General features: G+C 65.6%; 19 protein-coding genes. 7 read left to right on the top strand and 12 right to left on the bottom strand.

Annotated elements, in window-relative coordinates:
• Nucleotides 1-3 precede the first annotated feature (3 nt).
• From narI to ACIQXM_RS15885, 4 genes are read right to left on the bottom strand one after another with little or no spacing between them, the layout of a single operon-like run.
• Nucleotides 4-813, bottom strand: a complete 810-nt coding sequence (gene narI / locus ACIQXM_RS15900) for a respiratory nitrate reductase subunit gamma (protein ID WP_400933192.1) — start codon at nt 811-813, stop codon at nt 4-6.
• A complete protein-coding gene (narJ, locus tag ACIQXM_RS15895; RefSeq protein ID WP_400933191.1) occupies nt 810-1,508 on the bottom strand; it encodes a nitrate reductase molybdenum cofactor assembly chaperone in 699 nt (232 codons plus the stop codon). The genes narI and narJ overlap by 4 nt, the downstream gene beginning before the upstream one ends.
• Nucleotides 1,505-3,280: a nitrate reductase subunit beta gene (gene narH, locus ACIQXM_RS15890; RefSeq protein WP_400933190.1), complete on the bottom strand. Its 1,776-nt coding sequence runs from the start codon at nt 3,278-3,280 to the stop codon at nt 1,505-1,507. Before narH ends, narJ begins: the two co-directional genes overlap by 4 nt.
• Complete coding sequence (locus ACIQXM_RS15885) at nt 3,280-6,999, bottom strand: nitrate reductase subunit alpha (protein WP_400933189.1); 3,720 nt, start codon at nt 6,997-6,999, stop codon at nt 3,280-3,282. The genes narH and ACIQXM_RS15885 overlap by 1 nt, the downstream gene beginning before the upstream one ends.
• 163 nt (nt 7,000-7,162) lie before the next feature.
• Here ACIQXM_RS15885 and ACIQXM_RS15880 point away from each other — a divergent pair, with 163 nt between their 5' ends.
• The 3 genes from ACIQXM_RS15880 (at nt 7,163) to ACIQXM_RS15870 (ending at nt 10,226) form a co-directional block, all read left to right on the top strand.
• On the top strand, nt 7,163-8,116 hold the full coding sequence (locus ACIQXM_RS15880) for a 1,4-dihydroxy-2-naphthoyl-CoA synthase (protein ID WP_400933188.1): 954 nt from the start codon (nt 7,163-7,165) through the stop codon (nt 8,114-8,116).
• A gap of 10 nt (nt 8,117-8,126) precedes the next feature.
• Entirely contained in the window at nt 8,127-9,269 is a 1,143-nt protein-coding gene (locus ACIQXM_RS15875) for an AMP-binding protein (protein ID WP_400933186.1), read from the top strand.
• A 72-nt stretch (nt 9,270-9,341) separates the two neighbouring features.
• On the top strand, nt 9,342-10,226 hold the full coding sequence (locus ACIQXM_RS15870) for a 1,4-dihydroxy-2-naphthoate polyprenyltransferase (RefSeq protein ID WP_400933184.1): 885 nt from the start codon (nt 9,342-9,344) through the stop codon (nt 10,224-10,226).
• Here the strand turns inward: ACIQXM_RS15870 and ACIQXM_RS15865 are convergent.
• Nucleotides 10,223-10,540, bottom strand: coding sequence for a DUF4229 domain-containing protein (locus ACIQXM_RS15865; protein WP_400933182.1), 318 nt, complete (start codon nt 10,538-10,540; stop codon nt 10,223-10,225). The genes ACIQXM_RS15870 and ACIQXM_RS15865 overlap by 4 nt on opposite strands.
• Before the next feature lie 133 nt (nt 10,541-10,673).
• Between ACIQXM_RS15865 and ACIQXM_RS15860 the strand changes: the two genes are divergently transcribed.
• Entirely contained in the window at nt 10,674-11,042 is a 369-nt protein-coding gene (locus ACIQXM_RS15860; protein ID WP_400933180.1) for a PLD nuclease N-terminal domain-containing protein, read from the top strand.
• Between the two features lie 500 nt (nt 11,043-11,542).
• On the opposite strand, the gene ccsB is transcribed toward ACIQXM_RS15860, so the two are convergent.
• The 5 genes from ccsB to ACIQXM_RS15835 all read right to left on the bottom strand — a co-directional run bounded on the left by ccsB (nt 11,543) and on the right by ACIQXM_RS15835 (nt 16,676).
• The gene (gene ccsB, locus ACIQXM_RS15855; protein WP_400933179.1) at nt 11,543-12,628 is read right to left on the bottom strand and encodes a c-type cytochrome biogenesis protein CcsB; all 1,086 of its coding nucleotides are present in this window, start codon (nt 12,626-12,628) and stop codon (nt 11,543-11,545) included.
• The gene (locus ACIQXM_RS15850; protein WP_400933314.1) at nt 12,628-14,325 is read right to left on the bottom strand and encodes a cytochrome c biogenesis protein ResB; all 1,698 of its coding nucleotides are present in this window, start codon (nt 14,323-14,325) and stop codon (nt 12,628-12,630) included. The genes ccsB and ACIQXM_RS15850 overlap by 1 nt, the downstream gene beginning before the upstream one ends.
• 190 nt (nt 14,326-14,515) lie before the next feature.
• Complete coding sequence (locus ACIQXM_RS15845; protein WP_400933177.1) at nt 14,516-15,316, bottom strand: cytochrome c biogenesis CcdA family protein; 801 nt, start codon at nt 15,314-15,316, stop codon at nt 14,516-14,518.
• 5 nt (nt 15,317-15,321) lie between these two features.
• Entirely contained in the window at nt 15,322-15,957 is a 636-nt protein-coding gene (locus ACIQXM_RS15840; RefSeq protein ID WP_400933175.1) for a redoxin domain-containing protein, read from the bottom strand.
• A 56-nt stretch (nt 15,958-16,013) separates the two neighbouring features.
• Nucleotides 16,014-16,676, bottom strand: a complete 663-nt coding sequence (locus ACIQXM_RS15835) for a histidine phosphatase family protein (protein WP_400933173.1) — start codon at nt 16,674-16,676, stop codon at nt 16,014-16,016.
• A gap of 144 nt (nt 16,677-16,820) precedes the next feature.
• Here ACIQXM_RS15835 and ACIQXM_RS15830 point away from each other — a divergent pair, with 144 nt between their 5' ends.
• From ACIQXM_RS15830 to ACIQXM_RS15820, 3 genes are all read left to right on the top strand, one after another.
• Nucleotides 16,821-17,363 carry a YceI family protein gene (locus ACIQXM_RS15830; protein WP_400933312.1) on the top strand — a complete coding sequence of 181 codons (543 nt, stop codon included), beginning with the start codon at nt 16,821-16,823 and terminating at the stop codon, nt 17,361-17,363.
• Nucleotides 17,364-17,523: 160 nt separating this feature from the next.
• Nucleotides 17,524-18,279, top strand: coding sequence for a hypothetical protein (locus ACIQXM_RS15825; RefSeq protein WP_400933171.1), 756 nt, complete (start codon nt 17,524-17,526; stop codon nt 18,277-18,279).
• 207 nt (nt 18,280-18,486) lie between these two features.
• Entirely contained in the window at nt 18,487-19,257 is a 771-nt protein-coding gene (locus tag ACIQXM_RS15820) for a hypothetical protein (protein ID WP_400933169.1), read from the top strand.
• Nucleotides 19,258-19,298: 41 nt separating this feature from the next.
• On the opposite strand, the gene ACIQXM_RS15815 is transcribed toward ACIQXM_RS15820, so the two are convergent.
• Both ACIQXM_RS15815 and ACIQXM_RS15810 read right to left on the bottom strand, forming a co-directional pair.
• Nucleotides 19,299-20,009, bottom strand: a complete 711-nt coding sequence (locus ACIQXM_RS15815; protein WP_400933167.1) for a redox-sensing transcriptional repressor Rex — start codon at nt 20,007-20,009, stop codon at nt 19,299-19,301.
• Nucleotides 20,010-20,111: 102 nt separating this feature from the next.
• Nucleotides 20,112-20,366, bottom strand: a complete 255-nt coding sequence (locus ACIQXM_RS15810) for a glutaredoxin family protein (protein ID WP_400933166.1) — start codon at nt 20,364-20,366, stop codon at nt 20,112-20,114.
• Nucleotides 20,367-20,440: the final 74 nt, after the last annotated feature.

The raw sequence follows: 20,440 nt of genomic DNA, 5'->3' as shown, positions 1-20,440 counted from the left end.
ATGTCAGTCGCGGGGTACTCCCGGGCGGTTGCGGTCCGGGGTGCCCACCGGAGCCCAGCCCCGCCGCGGAGCGGCAGCTCCGGGAACGGGGCGCCGGCCGCGGGAGCGGTACACGATGTACGGGCGGAACAGGTACTGCACCGGAGCGGTAAAGGCATGGACCAGCCGGGTGAACGGCCAGAGGGCAAACAGCGCCAGCCCCCACAGGGTGTGGATCTTGAAGGAGAGGGACGCCCCGGTCATCGCAGTGATATCGGGCTGGAAGATGAAGATGGAGCGGAACCACGGGGCCACCGTGTCCCGGTAGTTCACAATGCCGGCGTCGAAAACGGAAAAGACGGTGGTGGCCAGGCCGGCAAGGATGGCGGCAAGCAGGAAGATGTACATCACCTTGTCATTGCGGGTGGTGGCCATGAAGACCGGACCGGTGGTCCGCCGCCGATAGATCAGCAGTACGATCCCCACCAGGGTGGCGAACCCGGCAACGGATCCCACGCTCAGGGCAAAGAAGTGGTACCGGTCCTCATTGACCCCGATGGCGTCCATCCAGTTCTTCGGGATCACGAGCCCCACGAAGTGGCCCACGATCACCGCGAGGATGCCAAAGTGGAACAGCGGAGAAGCCACCCGCAGCAGCCGGGATTCGTACAGCTGGGAGGAACGGGTGGTCCACCCGAACTGGTCATACCGGTAGCGCCAGATTGAGCCCAGAATCAGCACGGCCAGCACCACATAGGGCAGCACGCCCCAGAGCATCACATCCCCCAGACCCACCTGTACATCGGCGGGCGGGGGTACGTCCGCAAGTATCATGGCGCGTTCCTTTCATGCACCGGCAACAGCCGGGAGCTGTACGGTTCCAGCCCCACGGTTTCCGTGGGCGGACCGTAGCCGGCGGTCTGCATCACCGTTTGCCGGTCCTCGGGAGAGACTCCGGGCAGGGTCGAGCACACCAGCGCCAGGGCACCGGCATAGGCCAGGGCGTCATCGCGCAGCGCGAGCCGGAGCAGTTCCAGCGAGGGCCGGTAGCGCTGCAGCAGTTCATAGCCGTCAGCGGGGGAAACCTTGGCGGCAAATTCCAGTACAAGAGGCAGGTAGTCCGGCAGCTCGCTGCCCTCCGGCAGCGCTCCGTGCGCCCGGTAAACCTCCTTGAAGGCTGCCAGCGCCTCGCCCCTGCGCCGGGTATCGCCGTCTGTCCAGTAGGTCAGGTGCAGGCTGTGCCGCTTGGACAGGTCAAATTCCTGCACGTACTCGGCCTGCACCTGAGGCAGGTGTTCGGTGGTCAGCCAGGAAAACAGTTCCTCGACCGGCCCCGCATCGGCGCCGGCCTCGCCGAGCGCCGCCCGCATGGACGGCACCAGGTCCACCAGTTCCTGGTCCGGATATTCCAGCAGCAGGCCGCACACCTGCCGGACAACGGCGCTGCGCCGGGGGTTGCTGTCCTTGTACGGTTCCGGCTCGACGGTTCCCTTGCCGGGCTTGCCGAGCAGTTTCTCCAGCAGGCTCACCGGTCGCCTCCCTGCTGGTCAGGCCCGTCGCCCTCGGCTTGGTCGTAGCCTGCACCGATGCCGCCGTCGTTGTCCCCGGCGGACGGCGTGCCGCCTGTGGTTCCGGGCGTCCCGCGGTTGCCGTCAGCCGGGAACAGCCCCTTGGGCGCACCGCGCCCGTCCCAGTTCAACAGATTGACCCGGCCGCCCAGATCGCCGTTGCCCGTAGGGTCATCCCCGCGCTGGCGGGCCTGCAGGGCGGCGAAGTTCTCCACCGCCACCGGCATCGGCTTACCTGAGGCCTCGCCGAAGACCCCGGTCTGTCCCATGCCCGGTCCGCCCTCGACATCCAGCGAACAGCCGATCTCCTCCAGGTTGTGGGCATCCTCCAGATGGGCGCTGGGGATGACGTACCGTTCCTCGTACTTGGCGATGGCCATCAGGCGATACATAGCCACGATCTGTTCCCCGGTCATTCCGACGTCGGCGGCAATCTGCTCATCGGGAGCGTCGCCAAGGGTGATGTTCCGCATGTAGGCACGCATGGCGGCGAGCTTTCGGAGCACGCCGGTCACCAGGTCAGTGTCTCCGGCGGTGAACAGTTCGGCCAGGTACTCCACGGGAATCCGCAGCGCATCGATGGCGCCGAAGAGATTGTCCGCGCTCTCGCCGTCGTGCCCCTGTTCCTTCAGCACATCCACGATCGGGGACAGCGGCGGTACGTACCAGACCATCGGCATGGTCCGGTATTCGGGGTGCAGGGGCAGCGCCACCCGGAAGACCTTGGCCATGGCGTAGACCGGCGAGCGCCGGGCGGCCTCCAGCCAGTCCTCGGGGATGCCTTCGGCCCGCGCTGCGGCAATCACTTCCGGGTCATTGGGATCCATCATCAGATCCAGCTGGGCCTCGTAGAGGTCCTTTTCATCCGGAACCGAGGCCGCCGCGGTAACCCGGTCGGCGTCGTACAGGAAAATGCCGATGTAGCGCAGCCGGCCCACGCAGGTTTCGGCACAGACGGTGGGCAGGCCCACTTCGATGCGCGGGTAGCAGAAGGTGCATTTTTCCGCCTTGCCGGAGCGGTGGTTGAAGTACATCTTCTTGTAGGGGCAGCCGGTGATGCACTGCCGCCAGCCGCGGCAGCGGTCCTGGTCCACCAGGACAATCCCGTCCTCCTCACGCTTGTAGATGGCGCCGGAGGGACAGGAGGCCATGCAGGAGGGGTTGAGGCAGTGCTCGCAGATCCGAGGCAGATAGAACATGAAGGTGGAGTCGAATTCCAGCTTCACCTTCTCCTCCGCCTCACGGCGCATCTTTTCCAGCACCGGATCGCTGAGCTCGGTGCGTGCCGAGCCGCCCAGGTCGTCATCCCAGTTGGCGGACCACTCAATCTTCATGTCCTCCCCGGTGATCAGCGACTTCGGCTTCGCCACCGGAAAGTCGTTGCCGGCCGGAGCGTTGATGAGGTTCTCATAGTCGTAGGTCCACGGCTCGTAGTAGTCGTCCAGCTCCGGCTGCACCGGGCTGGCGAAGATCCCGAACAGCTTGGCCAGCCGGCCGCCGGCCTTCAGCTTCAGCTTGCCGCGGCTGTTCAGTTCCCAGCCGCCCTTCCACTTCTCCTGGTCCTCGTAGCGGCGCGGATAACCCTGCCCGGGCCGCGTTTCCACATTGTTGAACCAGACGTATTCGGTTCCCGCCCGGTTGGTCCAGGCCTGTTTGCAGGTGACGGAGCAGGTGTGGCAGCCAATGCACTTGTCCAGTGCCATCACCATTGCTGTTTGGGCCATGATTCGCATCAGTACGCCACCTCCTGGGAACGCTTGCGGACAACGGAGACAATGTCGCGCTGGTTGCCGGTGGGCCCAAGGTAGTTGAAGGCCCAGGACAGCTGCGCGTAGCCGCCGATCATGTGCGTGGGTTTGACCAGGATCCGGGTCACCGAGTTGTGGATGCCGCCGCGCCGGCCGGTCGCTTCGGACTTGGGCACGTCGATGATGCGCTCCTGGGCGTGGTGGACGTAAATGACCCCTGCCGGCATCCGGCTGGAGACAATGGCCCGGCCCACCAGGACCCCGTTGTTGGAAATGCACTCCACCCAGTCATTGTCATTAACTTCAATCAGTTCAGCGTCCTGCGTACTCATCCAGACCGCTGTTCCGCCGCGGGAGAGCGAGAGCATCAGCAGGTTGTCCTGGTATTCGGAGTGGATGGACCATTTGTTGTGCGGGGTCAGGTATCGCACCGCCACGGACAGGTCGCCCCGGGTCCCCAGCTGCGGTTCTCCGAAGAGCCGGTGCATGTCCAGCGGCGGCCGGTAGATCGGCAGCGCCTCGCCCATGTCCTGCATCCAGTCGTGGTCCAGGAAGAAGTGCATCCGGCCGGTGAGGGTGTGGAAGGGCTTGAGCCGCTCAATGTTGATGGTGAAGGGAGCGTAGCGCCTCCCGCCGGTTTCGGATCCCGACCATTCCGGGGAGGTGATGACCGGGGTGGGCCGGTCCTGGGTGTCCCGGAAAGTGATTTTCCGGTCCTCGGCGCCCTCGGCCAGGTCGGCCAGCGGAGTTCCGGTCCGCTTTTCCAAGGTCCGGAAACCCTGCACCGCCAGTTCCCCGTTGGTGGTTCCGGAGAGCCGCAGGATGGCCTCGGCCATCCGCGCGTCGGTGTCCACTGCCGGGCGCCCTGCCGCGGCGCCCCGGTCATACACCCCGTGCATCCGGGCCAGCTCCTGCACCGGCTTGGTGACGTCATACTTCACGAATTTGGTGATCAGGCCCAGCTTGTCCGCCAGCGGCCCAATAGCCACGAACTTCTGCGCAATGGCCGTGTAGTCCCGCTCCACCACTTTGAGGTCGGGCAGGTTCTTGCCCGGGATCGCCGGGATGTCGGTGCCCTTCCAGTCCGGGGCGTGGCCGCCGGGCTGGGCAATTTCACCCGGAGTGTCATGTGTCAGGGCCGTGGCCACCAGGTCCTTCCGGACCCCCAGGTGGGTCACGGACTGGCGGGAGACTTCCTCGGCCAGCAGCCGGAACAGATCGTAGTCCGTCTTTGCTTCCCACGGCGGCGCGATGGCGGGCGTGAACGCATGCACATACGGGTGCATGTCCGTGGAGGAGAGATCGTATTTCTCATACCAGGTGGCGGCCGGGAACACGACGTCCGAGAGCAGGGTGGAACTGGTCATCCGGAAGTCGGCCGAGACCAGCAGGTCCAGTTTTCCCTGCGGTGCTTTTTCGTGCCAGACGACGTCGGCGGGCCGGGACTCGTTGTGGTCCTCCCCCATCACGTTGTTCAGCGTGCCCAGCAGGTGCTTCTGGAAGTATTCCTCGCCCTTGGCGGAGGATCCCAGCAGGTTTGAACGCCACAGGACCAGCGTCCGCGGCCAGTTCTCCGGTGCATCCACATCTTCTACGGCAAACCGCAGCCGTCCGTCCTTGAGCCGCCGGGCCACCCAGCCGGCCTCGTTGTCGGCCTCGCCGCGGGCCACGCCGGCCGCCGCCTCATCGGCCACGTCCAGCGAATTCTTTTTGTCGAACTGGGGATAGAACGGCATCCAGCCCATCCGGGTGGACTTCGCGATGACGTCGGCGGTGTGCATGCCGCGCAGGTGTCCCTGTGCCAGCGGCGACTGCATCGAATCGGACGAGTAGCCGTCGGAGCGGAACTGGTCGGTGTGCATGTACCAAAAGGCCGTGCCGATCATGAACCGCGGGGGCCGGTTCCAGTCTCCGGCCGAAGCCATTGCAGCCCAGCCGGTAATCGGACGGCATTTTTCCTGGCCCACGTAGTGTGCCCAGCCGCCGCCGTTGCGGCCCTCGCAGCCCGTGAGCATGAGCATCGCCAGGATCGCCCGGTAGGTCACGTCCCCGTGGTACCACTGGCAGATCCCGGCACCGAGGATGATCATGGACCGGCCCTTTGACTTCTCCGCGTTGGCCGAGAACTCCCGGGCGGTGCGGATCACCGCTTCAGGGGACACATTGGTCACTTCCTCCTGCCAGGCAGGAGTGTAGGGGGTTTCTGCGTCGTCATATCCGGCGGCCCACTCCCCCGGCAGTCCGTCCCGGCCCACCCCGTACTGGGCGAGCATCAGATCAAAGACCGTAGTCACTGTGCGTCCCGCCACCGTGGTGACCGGCACGCCGCGGCGCAGCACGGACCCCACGCCGCTGGGATCGGTGAAGGCCGGAAGGTCCACCCTGCTGGTTTCCCCCTGCCAGGAGGAAGCATCAGCGATGGACAGTGCCGGAACCACGCCCTGCAGGTCCAGGTTCCATTTCCCGGCGTCGGCGTCGTTGTAGCGGAAGCCCACTGAGCCGTTGGGCACAACGGGGGTACCGGCGTCGCGGTCCAGCAGCACCGTCTTGAAGGCGGCATCTGCGGCTCCGGACTCACGCCCGCCGAGGTCCGCGGCGGTGAGGAACTTGCCCGGGACCACCGTTCCATCGGTGCGGGTGTCCACCGAGACCAGGAACGGGAGGTCGGTGAACTGGCGGACATAATCTTCGAAGAACGGAACCCTGCGGTCCACGAAGTTTTCCTTGAGGATCACGTGCCCCATGGCCATGGCGAGCGCGCCGTCTGATCCGGCCTGGGCAGGGAGCCACTCGTCCGCAAACTTGGTGTTGTCCGCGTAATCGGGGCTGACCGAAACCACCTTGGTCCCGCGGTAGCGCCCCTCCACCATCCAGTGCGCGTCCGGGGTACGGGTGACCGGGATATTCGAGCCCCACATCATGAGGTAGGTGGCGTCCCACCAGTCCCCGGACTCCGGCACGTCCGTCTGGTCGCCGAAAACCTGGGGGCTCGCCACGGGCAGGTCCGCGTACCAGTCGTAGAAGCTGTTCATCACCCCGCCGATGAGGTTGATGAACCGCGCACCGGCAGCGTGGGACACCATGGACATGGCCGGGATCGGCGAGAACCCGGTGCAGCGGTCCGGACCGTAATTCTTGATGGTGGAGACATGGGCGGCTGCCGTCATTTCCAGCGCTTCGGCCCAGCTGGAGCGGACCAGCCCGCCCTTGCCCCGGGCCTGCTGATAGGTGCGGCGGCCCTCGGGGTCCCCGACCACCTTTTCCCAGGCCAGCACGGGATCGCCGGTGTCCTTCTTCGCTGCCCGGTACATCTCCAGGAGCACGCCGCGGATATACGGATAGCGCACGCGGGTGGGTGAATAGGTGTACCAGGAGAATGCGGCACCGCGCGGGCAGCCGCGCGGCTCATACTCCGGCCGGTCAGGGCCCACCGTCGGATAGTCGGTTTCCTGGGCCTCCCAGGTGATGATCCCGTCCTTGACGTAGACCTTCCAGGAGCAGGAACCGGTGCAGTTCACCCCGTGGGTGGACCGGACCACTTTGTCGTGGCTCCAGCGGTTGCGGTAGAACGAATCGCCCTTCCGCCCGCCTTCCCGGAAGACGGCGCGGCCGTCTTCGGTCTCATCCCAGCGGGTGAAAAACCTGCCGAGTTTGAGCATTGCGTCTGTTGCCGGGCCATCGATCCCCGGAGCGGTGCCAGCCATGATTTCACGCTAGGCCCAGAGCCGGTATTCCCGACAGCCCTCAGCGCCAAATAGCCTCGGCGGGCAGCAGACCGGGCACCGCAGCAAAGCTGCGCACCTGCCTTCGCCGGTTCCGTGCGGGCCCCGCGGACCCGGTTTGGGCCGTAACGATAAACTCAGAAGTGTGAGCACAGAACTTCCAGAACAGGTGTCCGATATTTTCGACCCGCAGCAGTGGCGTCTCGTCTCCGGGTTCGAGGACCTGCAGGACATGACCTACCACCGCCAGGTGGAGCGCGCGGCCGACGGCGGCATCATCCGGGACCTGCCGACGGTGCGTATTGCCTTCAACCGGCCTGAGGTACGCAATGCCTTCCGTCCGGGCACCGTGGACGAGCTGTACCGGGCCATGGACCACGCCAGGATGACCCCCGACGTCGCCACCGTCCTGCTCACCGGAAACGGACCCTCCCCCAAAGACGGCGGGCATTCCTTCTGTTCCGGCGGCGACCAGCGGATCCGCGGCCGTGACGGCTACCGGTACGCCGAGGGGGAAACCCGGGAAACCATTGACCCGGCCCGCGCCGGCCGGCTGCACATCCTGGAAGTCCAGCGGCTGATGCGCACCATGCCCAAGGTGGTCATCGCCGTCGTTAACGGCTGGGCCGCCGGCGGCGGGCACAGCCTGCACGTGGTTTCGGACCTCACCATCGCCTCGCGCCAGCACGGCAAGTTCAAGCAGACCGACGCCACCGTGGGCAGCTTCGACGCCGGGTACGGCTCCGCACTGCTGGCCCGCCAGATCGGCCAGAAGAAGGCGAGGGAAATCTTCTTCCTGGCCCGCGAATACTCGGCCGAAGACATGGTGGCCATGGGGGCAGTGAACGAAGCGGTGGACCACGAGAACCTGGAAAAGGTGGCGCTGGAATACGCCGCGGACATTGCCCGGCAGTCCCCGCAGGCCATCCGGATGCTGAAGTTCGCGTTCAACCTGGCCGACGACGGCCTGGCCGGACAGCAGGTCTTCGCCGGAGAGGCCACCCGCCTGGCCTACATGACGGACGAAGCAGTGGAGGGCAAGGAAGCCTTCCTCGAGAAACGGGACCCCGACTGGTCCTCCTTCCCCTACTACTTCTAGGCCGCCGATCATGGAATTGCTGACCGTCCACACTCCCGCCGGGTTCAAAGCCGAGACGCTGCTGGCTCCGCTGGCCGCCGCCCTCGCCGGCGAAGGCCCCGCAGTTGCCCCGCATGCGGACCCGCTGCAGACGTTTACCGGTGAGCTGCCCAATGATGACATTGCCCTGGTGATCAGCACCTCCGGGTCCACCGGCACGCCCAAGCAGACGATGCTCAGCACGGATGCGCTCGCCGCGTCCTCCATGGCCACGGCCATGGCACTGCACGCGGACGGCCAGTGGCTGATGGCCCTGCCGGCACACTACATTGCCGGGGTACAGGTCCTGATCCGGTCGCTGTACGCCGGCACCCAGCCCGTGTTCATGGACACCTCCGGGTCTTTCAGCGCCGCCCGCTTCACGCAGGCCGCAGCTGAGATGACGGACCGCAACCGGTTCACCTCCCTGGTGCCCACCCAGCTGCACCGGCTGCTCACAAACCCCGAACCGGAGACCCTGCGCGTGCTGCGCCGCTTCAACGCGATCCTGCTGGGCGGAGCACCCGCCGGCGCCGGCCTGCTGGCCAATGCGGCCGCACTGGGCCTGAATATTGTCACCACGTACGGCATGAGCGAGACCTGCGGCGGCTGCGTGTACGACGGCGTTCCGCTGCCGGGCGTGGACGTCACCGTGGAATCGGGCGTCCTGTGGATCGCCGGGGATGTCCTTGCCGAGGGCTACATGGGCCGGCCGGAACTGACCGCCCAGCGCTTCCGTTTCAACTCCGGAAAACGCTGGTACCGGACCGACGATGCCGGCAGCGTGCAGGACGGGCGGGTCAGTGTCTCCGGACGGCTGGACGACGTTATTGTCAGCGGCGGCATCAAGATTTCCGCTGCTGCCGTGGCAGCCGCGATCGAGCAGCTGCCCGAAGTTTCCGAAGCTGTGGTCCTGGGCCTGGACAGCCCGGAGTGGGGCAGCCTGGTGGGCGCCGCCGTCGTCGGCTCCATTGACCCTGAAAAGGTCAAGGACGCGGTCCGCGCAGCGCTGGGAAAGCCGGCCGTCCCCAAGGTGGTCCTGCTGCTGGAAGCCCTGCCGCTGCTGCCCAACGGCAAAACGGACCGGATGGGGATCCGGCAGCTGCTGGCCGCCGCCGGGCACACGCACCCCTGAATGCACCGCGGCACCTTCGCACCGCGGATCACATCATCCAAGAACCATCACTAGAACAAGAGGACGTTGATTGTGGCTACAGCCGCGCAATGGTTAGAAGGAGCCCGCCCCCGCACCCTGCCCATGGCGGTGGCGCCGGTCATTATCGGTACGGCGGCGGCCTATGACCTGGGTTCCTTTAAACCCCTGAACGCCGTGCTTGCCGCGCTGGTGGCCGTCCTGCTGCAGGTGGGTGTGAACTACGCCAACGACTACTCGGACGGCATCAGGGGAACCGATGACAACCGGGTGGGCCCGCTGCGGCTCACCGGCTCCGGAGCCGCACCTGCCCGGCAGGTCAAGCTGGCTGCCTTTGCCTGCTTCGGCGCTGCCATGGTGGCCGGGCTGGTACTGGTTATCCTCTCCTCCGCCTGGTTCCTGATCCTGGTGGGAGTGGGCTGCGTCACCGCAGCCTGGGGATACACGGGAGGCCGCAACCCCTACGGCTACAAGGGCCTGGGCGACATTTTCGTGTTCGTGTTCTTCGGTTTGGTAGCCACCCTGGGGACCACCTACACCCAGGCCGGCGAGATCAGCGCACCCGCGGTGATCGGCGCCGTCGGTACCGGTTTGATTGCCACGGCCCTGCTCATGGCCAACAACGTCAGGGACATCCCCACCGACCGCGAAGTGGGAAAGCGGACACTGGCCGTGCGGCTCGGCGATGAAGCGGCACGCATCAGCTACGTCATGATGCTCGCCGTCGCCATTCTCCTGCCGCTGTTCCTCACGGCGGACTATCCCTGGATCCTGCTGGTACTGCTGCTGATTCCGGCGTGCCTCATGCCCAGCTGGCTGATGCTCAGGGGCAAGGAACGCCGGAGCCTGATCCCGGTGCTGAAGCAGACCGGCCTGATCAATCTGGGCTTCGCCGCGCTGTACAGCCTCGGACTGGTGCTGACCCGCCTGCTCGCCTAGGGCTGCTGCTCGTCGCGGGGACGGCGGTCGGAGTTGATCTGCACCTCGGGATTGGAGTCCAGCAGGCTGTCTTCGGCGCTGGCGTCCTCGCGTTCCACCCGGTTGGGGGTCCGCGGGGCGTCTCCATGGAAGCGCTTCTGCACGTTACGGGCAGCTGCATCACGCATATCGCGGAAGAACAGGTACGTTACGCACCAGGCGAGCACGGCACCGACAATGGCCGAGAGGACAAGGCCCAGTCCCAACCAGACGCATGCTGCAAAAAAGACGGCCACCAAACCAAGGCGGAGAGCGGTAAATTTCCAGAAAGCCACACGCTTATTCTAGTGGCTGTTCCTCCTCCGGGCGTCTGCTCGTGTTCCTTCACACCCCGTCCGACCCGCCCGGCACCAAACCCGAAGCTGCACGGGGGCCGCACTCCACTACAATTGGTGCATGCCTCGCCTCGTGCTTTTCGGTGTAATCATTGTCGCCGCCGTCATTATTTACGCCATCATCGACTGCATCATGTCGCGGGCGCAGGAGGTGCGGAGCATCTCCAAGATCGCCTGGCTCTTCACGATCGTGCTGCTTCCGGTCCTCGGCGCTCTCCTGTGGTTCCTTTTCGGACGCCCGATGAGCGGCCCGGAACCCAAGAACCGGAAGCCCCGGCATCCCACCGCACCCGATGATGATCCGGAGTTCCTCCGCAACCTGGCCATCCGCCGCCGCCAGCAGGAGAAGGAAGCTGAGCTGAAGCGCCGCGAGGCCGAGCTGCGTGAGCGCGAAAAGCAGTCCGGCAACAAGAAGAACGACGACGAGAAACCCAGCGCCTGACAGCCGCCGATCGTGAACAGCCAAACCCGTCTCCGGGATTCCGGAGGCGGGTTTTTCTGTCTGCCGCTGTGGCTGCGGCTCTCAACGGCCGTGGCTGCGGCTCCGGCCTCTCGTGCGCGGCTGCCGCTCTCCGTCCCGGCTGCGCGGCTCCGGCTCTCTCAGCGGGTATCAAACGGGCCGTGGTGGAGAGCCGAGTGTAGGGATGAGACGATTCACCGTAGTCGAGTGACGCGACGACGTCGTATTGCGCGCGGCTAAGGAGAATCAACGCGACACTCGACTGGCAAAGGGACGCGAACCCGACACTCGGTCCTGCCGCTGTACTCCTCCGCCGCCGCCACCCTCCCTCCGCCGCTTCATTCCTCCTCCGCCGCCGCCCTCCTCCGCACGGCCCGGAACCACAAAGCGCGGAACCACGAAGCCCGGCACCACAAAGCCCGCCCCCGGAGGACCGGGAGCGGGCTTCGCTGGAGCTGTGCAGCTGGGCTGCTGTGCGGGTGCTAGACGCCGGAGTAGCTGTGCAGGCCGGCGAAGAAGACGTTAACGATCGTGAAGTTAAAGACCACGCACAGGTAGCCGACGATGGACAGCCAGGCTGCACGGGTTCCGGTCCAGCCGCGGGTGGCCCGGGCGTGCAGGTAGCCGGCGTAGACCACCCAAATGACGAACGTCCAGACTTCCTTGGTGTCCCAGCCCCAGTACCGGCCCCAGGCCTGCTCGGCCCAGACTGAACCGGCCATCAGGGTGAACGTCCACAGGACGAAAGCGACGGCGTTGATGCGGTAGGCGAAGTTTTCCAGGCTCTGGGCGGACGGGACAATCCGCAGGAAGGACAGCTTGGAGGTTCCGCCGCTGCGGATCTTGGTTTCGCGGTCCGCCTGCAGCAGCTGCAGCACGGACATGGCGAACGTGAGCGTAAACAGCGCGGAGGCGATGACGGCCACTGACACGTGGATGATGAGCCAGTAGCTCTGCAGTGCGGGAATCAGGTGTGCCACCGGGGTCGGGAATCCAATGGTGGCCACCATCATCATGATCAGGACCAGCCCCAGCACAAAGGTGCCGAGGAAACGCAGGTCTCGGCGCAGCAGGACCACCAGGAAGACGACGGCGACGACGAGGGCGCCGGTGGTGCAGAACTCGTACATGTTGCCCCACGGCACCCGGTGGGCGGCCATTCCGCGGGAGATCACTGCCGCGGCGTGGATCAGGGCGCCGAGCACTGTCAGCGCCACGCCCACTCGTGCAGCGTTGCGGCGTGCTCCGACGTAGCCCATGGAGGCATCGGCAGTCTGAGCCACCGCTCCGCCGTCGGCGTTCCAGCCGCGGACGTTGCCGTCCGCCAGGTAGCTGTCATTTCCTGCACGGCTGTCGCTTCCCGCGCGGCCCGAACGGACCGATGCGCCGGCGGCAACGCCTGCGCTCACGCCGGACTTCTGCTGCGTCAGCTTGGACTCGACGGCCTGGATGGTCTTGCTGCTCTTGGCGAGGTCCCAGGCGAAGGCGAGGAAGGCCACCGTATAGGCGAACGCCGCCAGCAGCATGAACAGCTCACTGTATTCAGCGAGGGTGTAGTCGATGGGCATTACGAGTCCTTACCTGTTTCCTTCTCCGTAACGGCACTGCTGTCCGCCGCTGATGCTCCGGGCACTGCGTCCCGGTCTGTGTGCTGCTGTCCGGACACCGGAGCAGAGGCTTCCCCTGCGCCATTGTCCTCCACCGCGCTGCCGCCCGCCAACCACTGCCTCTCCAGCAGGCTGCGGACTGCTGCCGACTCGCCGGCCAAGCGCTGGTCTTCGCCGCGTGCCAGCAGTCCGTATTCGACCATGATCCGGCCGTCAGGGTGCGTGCCGGTGCGGACCCAGACGCGCCGGCGGGCCAGGAACAGTGAAGCCGCCAGCCCCGAGAGGGAAAGCACAGCAAAGACGAGGACCCAGATCTTGGCCGGATCGTAGTGGATATCCAACGCGGCATAACGCTTGATGCCGTCAAAAGTGATCGACCCCTTGCCCTCGGGCAGCTCGTAGGTCTGGTTCTCGCCGAGGACGATTCCGCCGGCGTCCAGGTTGCGGCTGTTGATCTCCGTGAGGTCTTCGGTGTCCAGGACGTAGACGTTGCTGGGCACGCCTTCGTCCAGTCCGAGGTCTCCGTAGTAGGCGTTGAGGTTCAGCTGCGGGTTGATCGGATCCGGATCGCCGGAGTAGGACACTCCCTGCTCGTCCAGCATTGCCGTGGGCAGGAAGAAGCCTACAAAGCCGAGCTGGTCGGGCTTGGCATCCGGAGCCTTGATCACCATCAGGGAGGTGTACATGCCGTCGCTGGGAACGGAAACCACCGGGCCCTGCAGCGCAATGTTGCCTTCGCCGTCGCGCACTGTAACCACCGGCGCGTACCCGTTGCCGACGAGGTAGACGCGGCTGCCGCCGATGGTCAGCGGCGAGTTCACCTTCAGCGTTTCCGTATGCTCGGCGGCATCGGGGCTCTCCTTGACCGTCATGGAAGCGGTGAAGTCCAGAGGCTGCCCGTAATGGGTGGTGGATTCCCGGTCAAACCTGGCCTCGAAGTCGTCCAGCGTCAGCGAGTAGGGAGCAAGCTGGTCCTCGCTGAAGCTGGTCCCGGGGGTGAACGAGTCGTAGCCCACCAGGGTGTTGACGAACGATTCGCCCTCCACCACCACCTTCTGGCCGGTGTAACCGAAGAGCCCGCCGACGCCGATCGAGAACAGCACGCCGATCAGGGCGGTGTGGAAGACCAGGTTTCCGACTTCCTTCGCGAAGCCGCGCTCGGCGCCCACTGAGGGACGGTCGGTGTCCAGGTCTCGGACATCCACCCGGTACCCGCGCTTGCGCAGCATCTGTGCCGCCTCCTGGACGGCGGAAGCGGCGGTCAGGCCGGATGCTGCCGGAATAGCCAGGGTGCCGTATTCCGGCAGGCGGGAAAGGCGTTTGGGGGTGCGCGGCGGCTTGGACCTCATGGCGCGGTAGTGCGCCCGGGCCCGCGGAATAACGCAGCCGATCAGGGAAATGAACAGCAGGAGGTAGATGGCCGAGAACCAGACGGAGGAGTACACGTCAAAGAGCTGCAGCCGGTCCAGCCAGGGGCCGGTGTCCGGGTTGTCCTTGAGGTACTGGGTCACGACGGCGGGGTTGGCCGGCCGCTGCGGGAACAGTGATCCCGGCACGGCAGCCACGGCAAGCAGCAGGAGCAGGAACAGCGCGGTCCGCATGCTCGTCAGCTGCGTCCAGGCCCACCGGATCATGCCCAGCGGGCCGAGGGCCGGCATCTGAACGTCGCTGTTGCGGCCCTTGCGGCCCTTCTTCCCGGGCACGCCGGAGGTACTCGCGCCGTTTTTCTCGGCTTCGGTCAAAACATCCGGTTCGCGGTTCAACTTGCTCTCATGGTTCTTTGAAGGGGTTCGTGCGGGATACAGGGTTCTGCGGGCCCCGGTTGGACAGCCGGGAACCGCCGGTGCATCAGATCGGCAGGGTCACACTATCCAACCAACCTTGGAGATTGTTGATCCAGATGTTCCAGACACCTGTGAGCATCAGGACGCCCAGGACAATCAGCATGCCGCCGCCAAAGCGCTGCAGTGCCAGGCGGTGCCGGCGGAAGATGCCCAGGGCACCCATCCCCCGGCGGAATCCCAGGGCTATCAGCAGGAATGGCAGGCCCAGTCCGAGGCAGTAGATGAAGGTCAGGAACGCGCCCTTGGCGGCAGTGGCGTCATCCCCGGAAAAGGACAAGAGCTGCACGGCGGAGAGGGTGGGGCCAAGGCAGGGCGCCCAGCCCAGTCCGAAGGTGATGCCCAGCAGGGGTGCGCCCCACAGCCCGGCCGGCGGACGGGCACTGATTTTCCGGTCCCGCTGGAACCAGCTCAGGCCGCCCATGAACACGATGCCCAGGATGATGATGGCTGCACCCAGAACCTGGGGAATCCAGGCCTGGTCGGAGCCCCGGAGCCATCCGCCCAGCTGGCCGACGCCGGCTCCGATGATGACGAAAACCACGGAGAAACCAAGGACAAAAAGTCCGATTCCGGCCAGCATCCGTCCGCGGCGCTGTTTCTGCAGGTCCACGCCGGTCAGGCCGGTGACATAGCCCAGATAACCGGGGACGAGCGGCAGGACACACGGGGAGAGGAAGGAAACGAGGCCCGCCAGGGCAGCCACGGGGATGGCCAGCAGCATGGAGCCGTTGAGGATGGTTTCGGCAAAGACGTTGGCTGAGGGAACCGCGGCGGGCAGGGCGGTGGCGAGGTGGAGGGGGTCCATGCCGGCTAGGCTGCCAGTGCGTCAGTGATAAGAGCCTTCAATGTGCCCTTGTCCGCCAAGCCCAGGATGCGGGCGGCGACGCGGCCCTCACGGTCCAGGACCAGCGTGGTGGGAACGGCCGACGGCGGGACAAACTGTGTCATGGCCAGCAGGATTCCGCCGTCCTTGTCCTGGAAGCTGGGGTAGGGAATCCCGAATGAGCGCTCAAAGGCCTCGGCCGTATTGGCTTCGTCGCGGATGTTGACGCCGTAGAAGCGGGCACCTTCGGACTCAAACTGGTCGTGCAGTTCCACCAGGTCCGGAGCTTCCTTGCGGCACGGTGCGCAGGCGGCGTACCAGAAGTTCAAAACCACCACGTCGCCTTCAAACTCGGAGGAAGAGACGGTGGTGCCGTCAAACAGGGTGCCCTCGAGCCGTACCGGTTCGCCGCGCTGATCAGCGGCATACTCGGTGACCGACCCGTCACCGGCAATGTAGTTCTTGTTGTCCCCCGCTTTGGCCTGTGCTGCCAGCGGATCCTCCACCGCGCAGCCGGCTGATGCTGCCACCAGGGATGCACTGAGAGCCAGGCCGGCGCCGAGCTTCAGGAAGGAGCGGCGGCGCAAGGCTTCCGGCTGGGGGGTGCTTTGAGGATTCTTCAACTATTTCCAGCTTTCATCGTGGCAGGGGGCCACTTCTACAACGCGTAGTAATTCTATTATGCTCCCGGGATATTCGCGGCACCCGGCAGAAGATCTGCAGAGGGCTCCGCGTATCGCACGCCGATCAGCGTATCCCCGTCGAAGTCCAGAGTGGTGACCGAGGTCAGCGTGCACTCGCGGTTGCGGGGATCATGCCACAGCTTCCGGCCCTCCGCGGACAGCCGCGTCACCCAAATGGGCAGCTGATGGCTGATGAGAACGGCTTCGGCGTGGTTCCCGCCCAGCTCAGTGGCGCGTATCCGTGCGTCGTTGACGGCTGCCATCACCCGTTCTGCCTGCGCTGCATAGGGTTCGCCCCAGGACGGCTTGAACGGGTTGTACATCAGCGGCCAGTACTTCGGGTTGCGCAGCCGGCTGGTGACACCCGAGAGGCCCTCGAACTTGTTCGTTGCCTCCAGGATCCGCTCATCGGTTGTGACATCAAGGCCCAGTGAGGCGGCAATGGGAGCAGCGGTCTCCTGTGCCCGGGTCAGAGGCGAGGCCACGAGGTGGACCAGGTTGGCGCCGTCGTTCTTCTGGGCTTCAAAGTATCCTGCCACGCGGCGCGCCATTTGCTGGCCCAGCTCGGACAGGTGGAACTCCGGCAGGCGACCGTAAAGGACACCGTCGGGGTTGAAGACTTCTCCATGGCGGACGAGGTGGATCGAGGCACGCGACATGTTCCTAAGTTTCGCAGAGAGAGTCCGCAGGACTAAATTCGTCACAACACTTGAAGCTTGAACTAATCCATGCAATAGTAGATGCAAATGCATGAACATGCAGCGGGGAACCTCCCCGATACCTACCAGCATCAGGAGAACACCATGATCCCCAGCGGACTCACCACCGGCACCTGGACCCTCGACGGCTCCCACAGCGAGATCGGTTTCACGGTCCGCCACGCCGGCATCAGCAAGGTGCGCGGCAACTTCGATGACGTCAACGCCGTGATGGAGATCGGCCCCTCCCTTGAGGACTCGACCATCAACGCCGTCATCAAGTCCTCTTCCTTCAACTCCAACGACGCCAACCGCGACGCCCACGTCAAGGGCGCGGACTTCTTCGACGTCGAGCAGTTCCCCGAACTGACCTTCACCGTGACCGGCATCGAAGGCTCCGGTGAAACCTACCGCGTGTCCGGCGACCTGACCATCAAGGGCACCACCCGCCCCGTAGTCCTGGACACCGAGTTCAACGGCGTGGCCGTGGATCCCTTCGGTGCCACCCGTGCAGGCTTCTCCGGTTCCACCGTCATCAGCCGCAAGGACTTCGGCCTGACCTGGAACGCCGCCCTGGAAACCGGCGGCGTCCTCGTCGGCGACAAGGTGACCATCAGCGTTGACGCCGCATTTGTGGCAGCAGCCTAGTTCCACTGCCGCCTCAGCCGCCGCACAACTGACACTCCGTCCAATCCGGGCGGGGTGTCAGTTGTTTTTGCCCCGCGATAGGCTGGAGCAATCCGATTGCGGTTCCCTGATCGGCACCCCGTAGGGAGCAGTACCTGCACCAACCAGCAAGTAGGCGGCAATGAGCACTCCTCCGAATATCCCGGACCCCCGTGACCCGAACAACCCCCAGCAGCCCGATGCCGACGAACCGAGGTACGGACAGCGGCTGCCGCAGCCGCAGCCGCCCGTGTACGGGCAGCCCGACCAGCCCTACACGCCGTACGGGCAGCCGGCCGCCGGCCCTGAGGGCAACCAGCCCACGTCCCCCTACGGACAGCCGTACGGCCAGCCCTACGGCTATCAGGCCGCCCAGCCCTCCGGATATGCCTACCCCGGACCAGGCAATCCGGTTCCCGCCAAAGGGCCGGCACCCCGTGAAGTGATGACCGGGTTCTGGCTGATCGTGGCCGCAGGGATCCTGACGTTCATCTCCACCCTCGTCTCCACGTTTTCCGCAGCGGATGACCCGCTGGCTGCGCTCACGCCGGAAGAACGGCAGATGTTCGAGGAGAACGGCGTCACTGACGAGCTGTTCCGCAGTACGTTTGTCACGGCCGGCATTATCCTTTCCGTGATTGCGCTGCTGGTCTACATTCTTCTGGCTGTGCTCATCCGCAAGGGCAAGAACTGGGCGCGGATTGTCGCTACCGTCTTTGCCGCTATTTCCGCCGTCGGCCTGCTGGCTACGCTCGTGACCGGGCTCGCGTTCTCCTCGCCCCTGAACCTGCTCTCCACCCTGGGCTCATTGGCAGGGATCGCCGGAGTCGTCATGTTGTATCTGATGCCTTCGAGGCCGTATTTCCGCAGCCAGCCGCGCTTTGGCCCCTATTACTAAATCCGCCTCCGCGGCGTTCACGGACCGGTCCCCTGGAATCCCCTGGATTCCAGAGGGCCGGTCTTTTTTCTGCCTTTGCCCTGCCCTTACCGGCCGGCACTGGTCACAGCAGGTGGCTACGGGCGTAGCGTTTGATCTCCCGCCGGGATGGACGCCCCGTTCCGGCGCTGAGAGCGTATCCCTTTTTTGGCAAAGGCGGCACCCGCGATGAGTTCACTTCCCGCTTCTCCCAATCCACAAAAATCCCGTGCGTTCACTCTTGGCCGCAGGGTCCGCAGCGCCCTGGCCGCCGGTTCCCGAGCCCCCGCCGCTATTCATGAGGACACCGCGGAGGGAACACTCGCCTCACCGGCTGCTCCCGCGGGTTCGACGGCTTCGCCGGCAGCATCGGCGACGGCGGCACCAGCGCCGGAGGCGCAAGCGCCGGCGACCATCGAGGGACGGTCAGGTCCGTCGGCGGTCCCGGCCTCCGTGACGGTCCCTGCGGCGCCTGGCTCCTCCCCTGCCCCTGCCCTGCCCGCACGGATCCCCTACAGCGAATGGAAGGGTCCGCGGCCGCTCACGGTGCGCCTGGGGTTTGCGCTGATTATGCTGGCAGGCTTCATCAGTCTCGGCGGCGGGGTGGCTGCCAGCCGCCGCCCTCTCACCGAGCTGCCGCCGGACGCCGCGCAGCTGGGGCAGCTGGGGGTCACGGCCGCCGAGTACTCCACCGCCATGCAGGCAATCACTCTGGCCACCTCCCTGGTGGTCTTTGGACTTTACGTGCTCTTCGCGTTCACGATTCGGGAGGGGCGGAACTGGGCGCGCATCGGAGCCTCGATTATTGCCGCGGCGGCACTGGTTCTGGCGCTGAGGGAGGACAGCACGCCGCAGATTGCGGCGCTGCTCCTGGCAGCCGCGGGACTGGTGCCGCTCTACGGGCGGCGGTGTTCCCGGTACTTTCGGCCGCGCCGCAGCCAGTATCTGGGCGAGTCCTGACCCAGGAAAGAACGACGGCGGCGCCGTAACTGGGACAGCTCTTACGGCGCCATCCGGGCCCGGGCCTGGGCGGCGATGTTCAACACCTGGGACCGCTGAGCGTGATAGGCCAGGATCTGGAGTTCGGTGGCCATATCCACCTTGCGCACCTGAACGTGGTCCGGAACCTGCAGCACCACGGGGGCGAAGCTCAGGATGCTGGTGATACCTGCGGCAATGACCCGGTCACACAGGTCCTGGGCCACCTCGGCGGGCACCGACAGGACCACCATGTTGGTCCGGGTCCGCACCAGCACGCTCTCCATGTCATCCACGGAACTGACCCGGAGCCAGCCGACTTCCTGCCCGATCACCAGCTGGTCGGCGTCAAAAAGGGCCACTACTTCAAAGCCGCGGGACCCGAATCCCGGGTACCCGGCCAGTGCCCTGCCCAAGTTTCCGGCACCAATGATGGCCACCCGCCAGTTGCGGGTCAGGCCCAGGGCTGCGGCAATCTGTTCGCTGAGGTAGGAGACGTCATATCCGACACCGCGTGTGCCGTAGGACCCCAGGTAGGACAGGTCCTTGCGCAGCTTGGGCGAGTTGACCCCAGCCGCTTCAGCCAGTTCATCCGACGACACACGCTCAATGCCGTCCGCCAGCAGCACGCTCAGTGCCCGCAGGTAAATCGTCAGGCGGGCGAGCGAGGCAGGTGGAATGTGCCGGTCGGATACTGCACTCGCCGGCGGGGCTGGTTCCTCCGAGATGCTCACGTGTACCTATCAATAGTTGGTGTCCACGGCTGGCGGTGACCACGGCGCTGGCTCGTTTTTCCACTCTAAGCCCGCTGCGGGGCGCGGACAAAGCGTCCCGGATCAGGCTCCCAGGAGGCGCCGGATCCTGGCCTCGTCAAGCTGCCAGAAGTCGCGCTGCACGCCGTCGATCAAGAGCACGGGAATCTCTTCGCCGAAGCGGGACGCTAGGTCGGCGTCCCCTTCGATGGACTGTTCACGCCAGCCGACACCCAGGTCAGCGCGGATCCTTTCCAGCACTGCGCGGGCTTCCACGCACAGGTGGCAGCCGGGCCGGGTGAGCAGGAGGAGGTCCGGGGCAGCGGCGGAAGATGTCATACATCTAAAGTAGCCGCTGCGTCCACCTGCTGCGGACGCCGGGCGACCCGTCGGCCACCGGAGCCAGTTTTTGC

The organism is Arthrobacter sp. NPDC097144 (assembly GCF_044762205.1).
Taxonomy (GTDB): domain Bacteria; phylum Actinomycetota; class Actinomycetes; order Actinomycetales; family Micrococcaceae; genus Arthrobacter_B.
The sequence above is the reverse complement of the archived record's forward strand: the minus strand, read 5'-3'. Positions and strand labels throughout refer to the sequence as shown.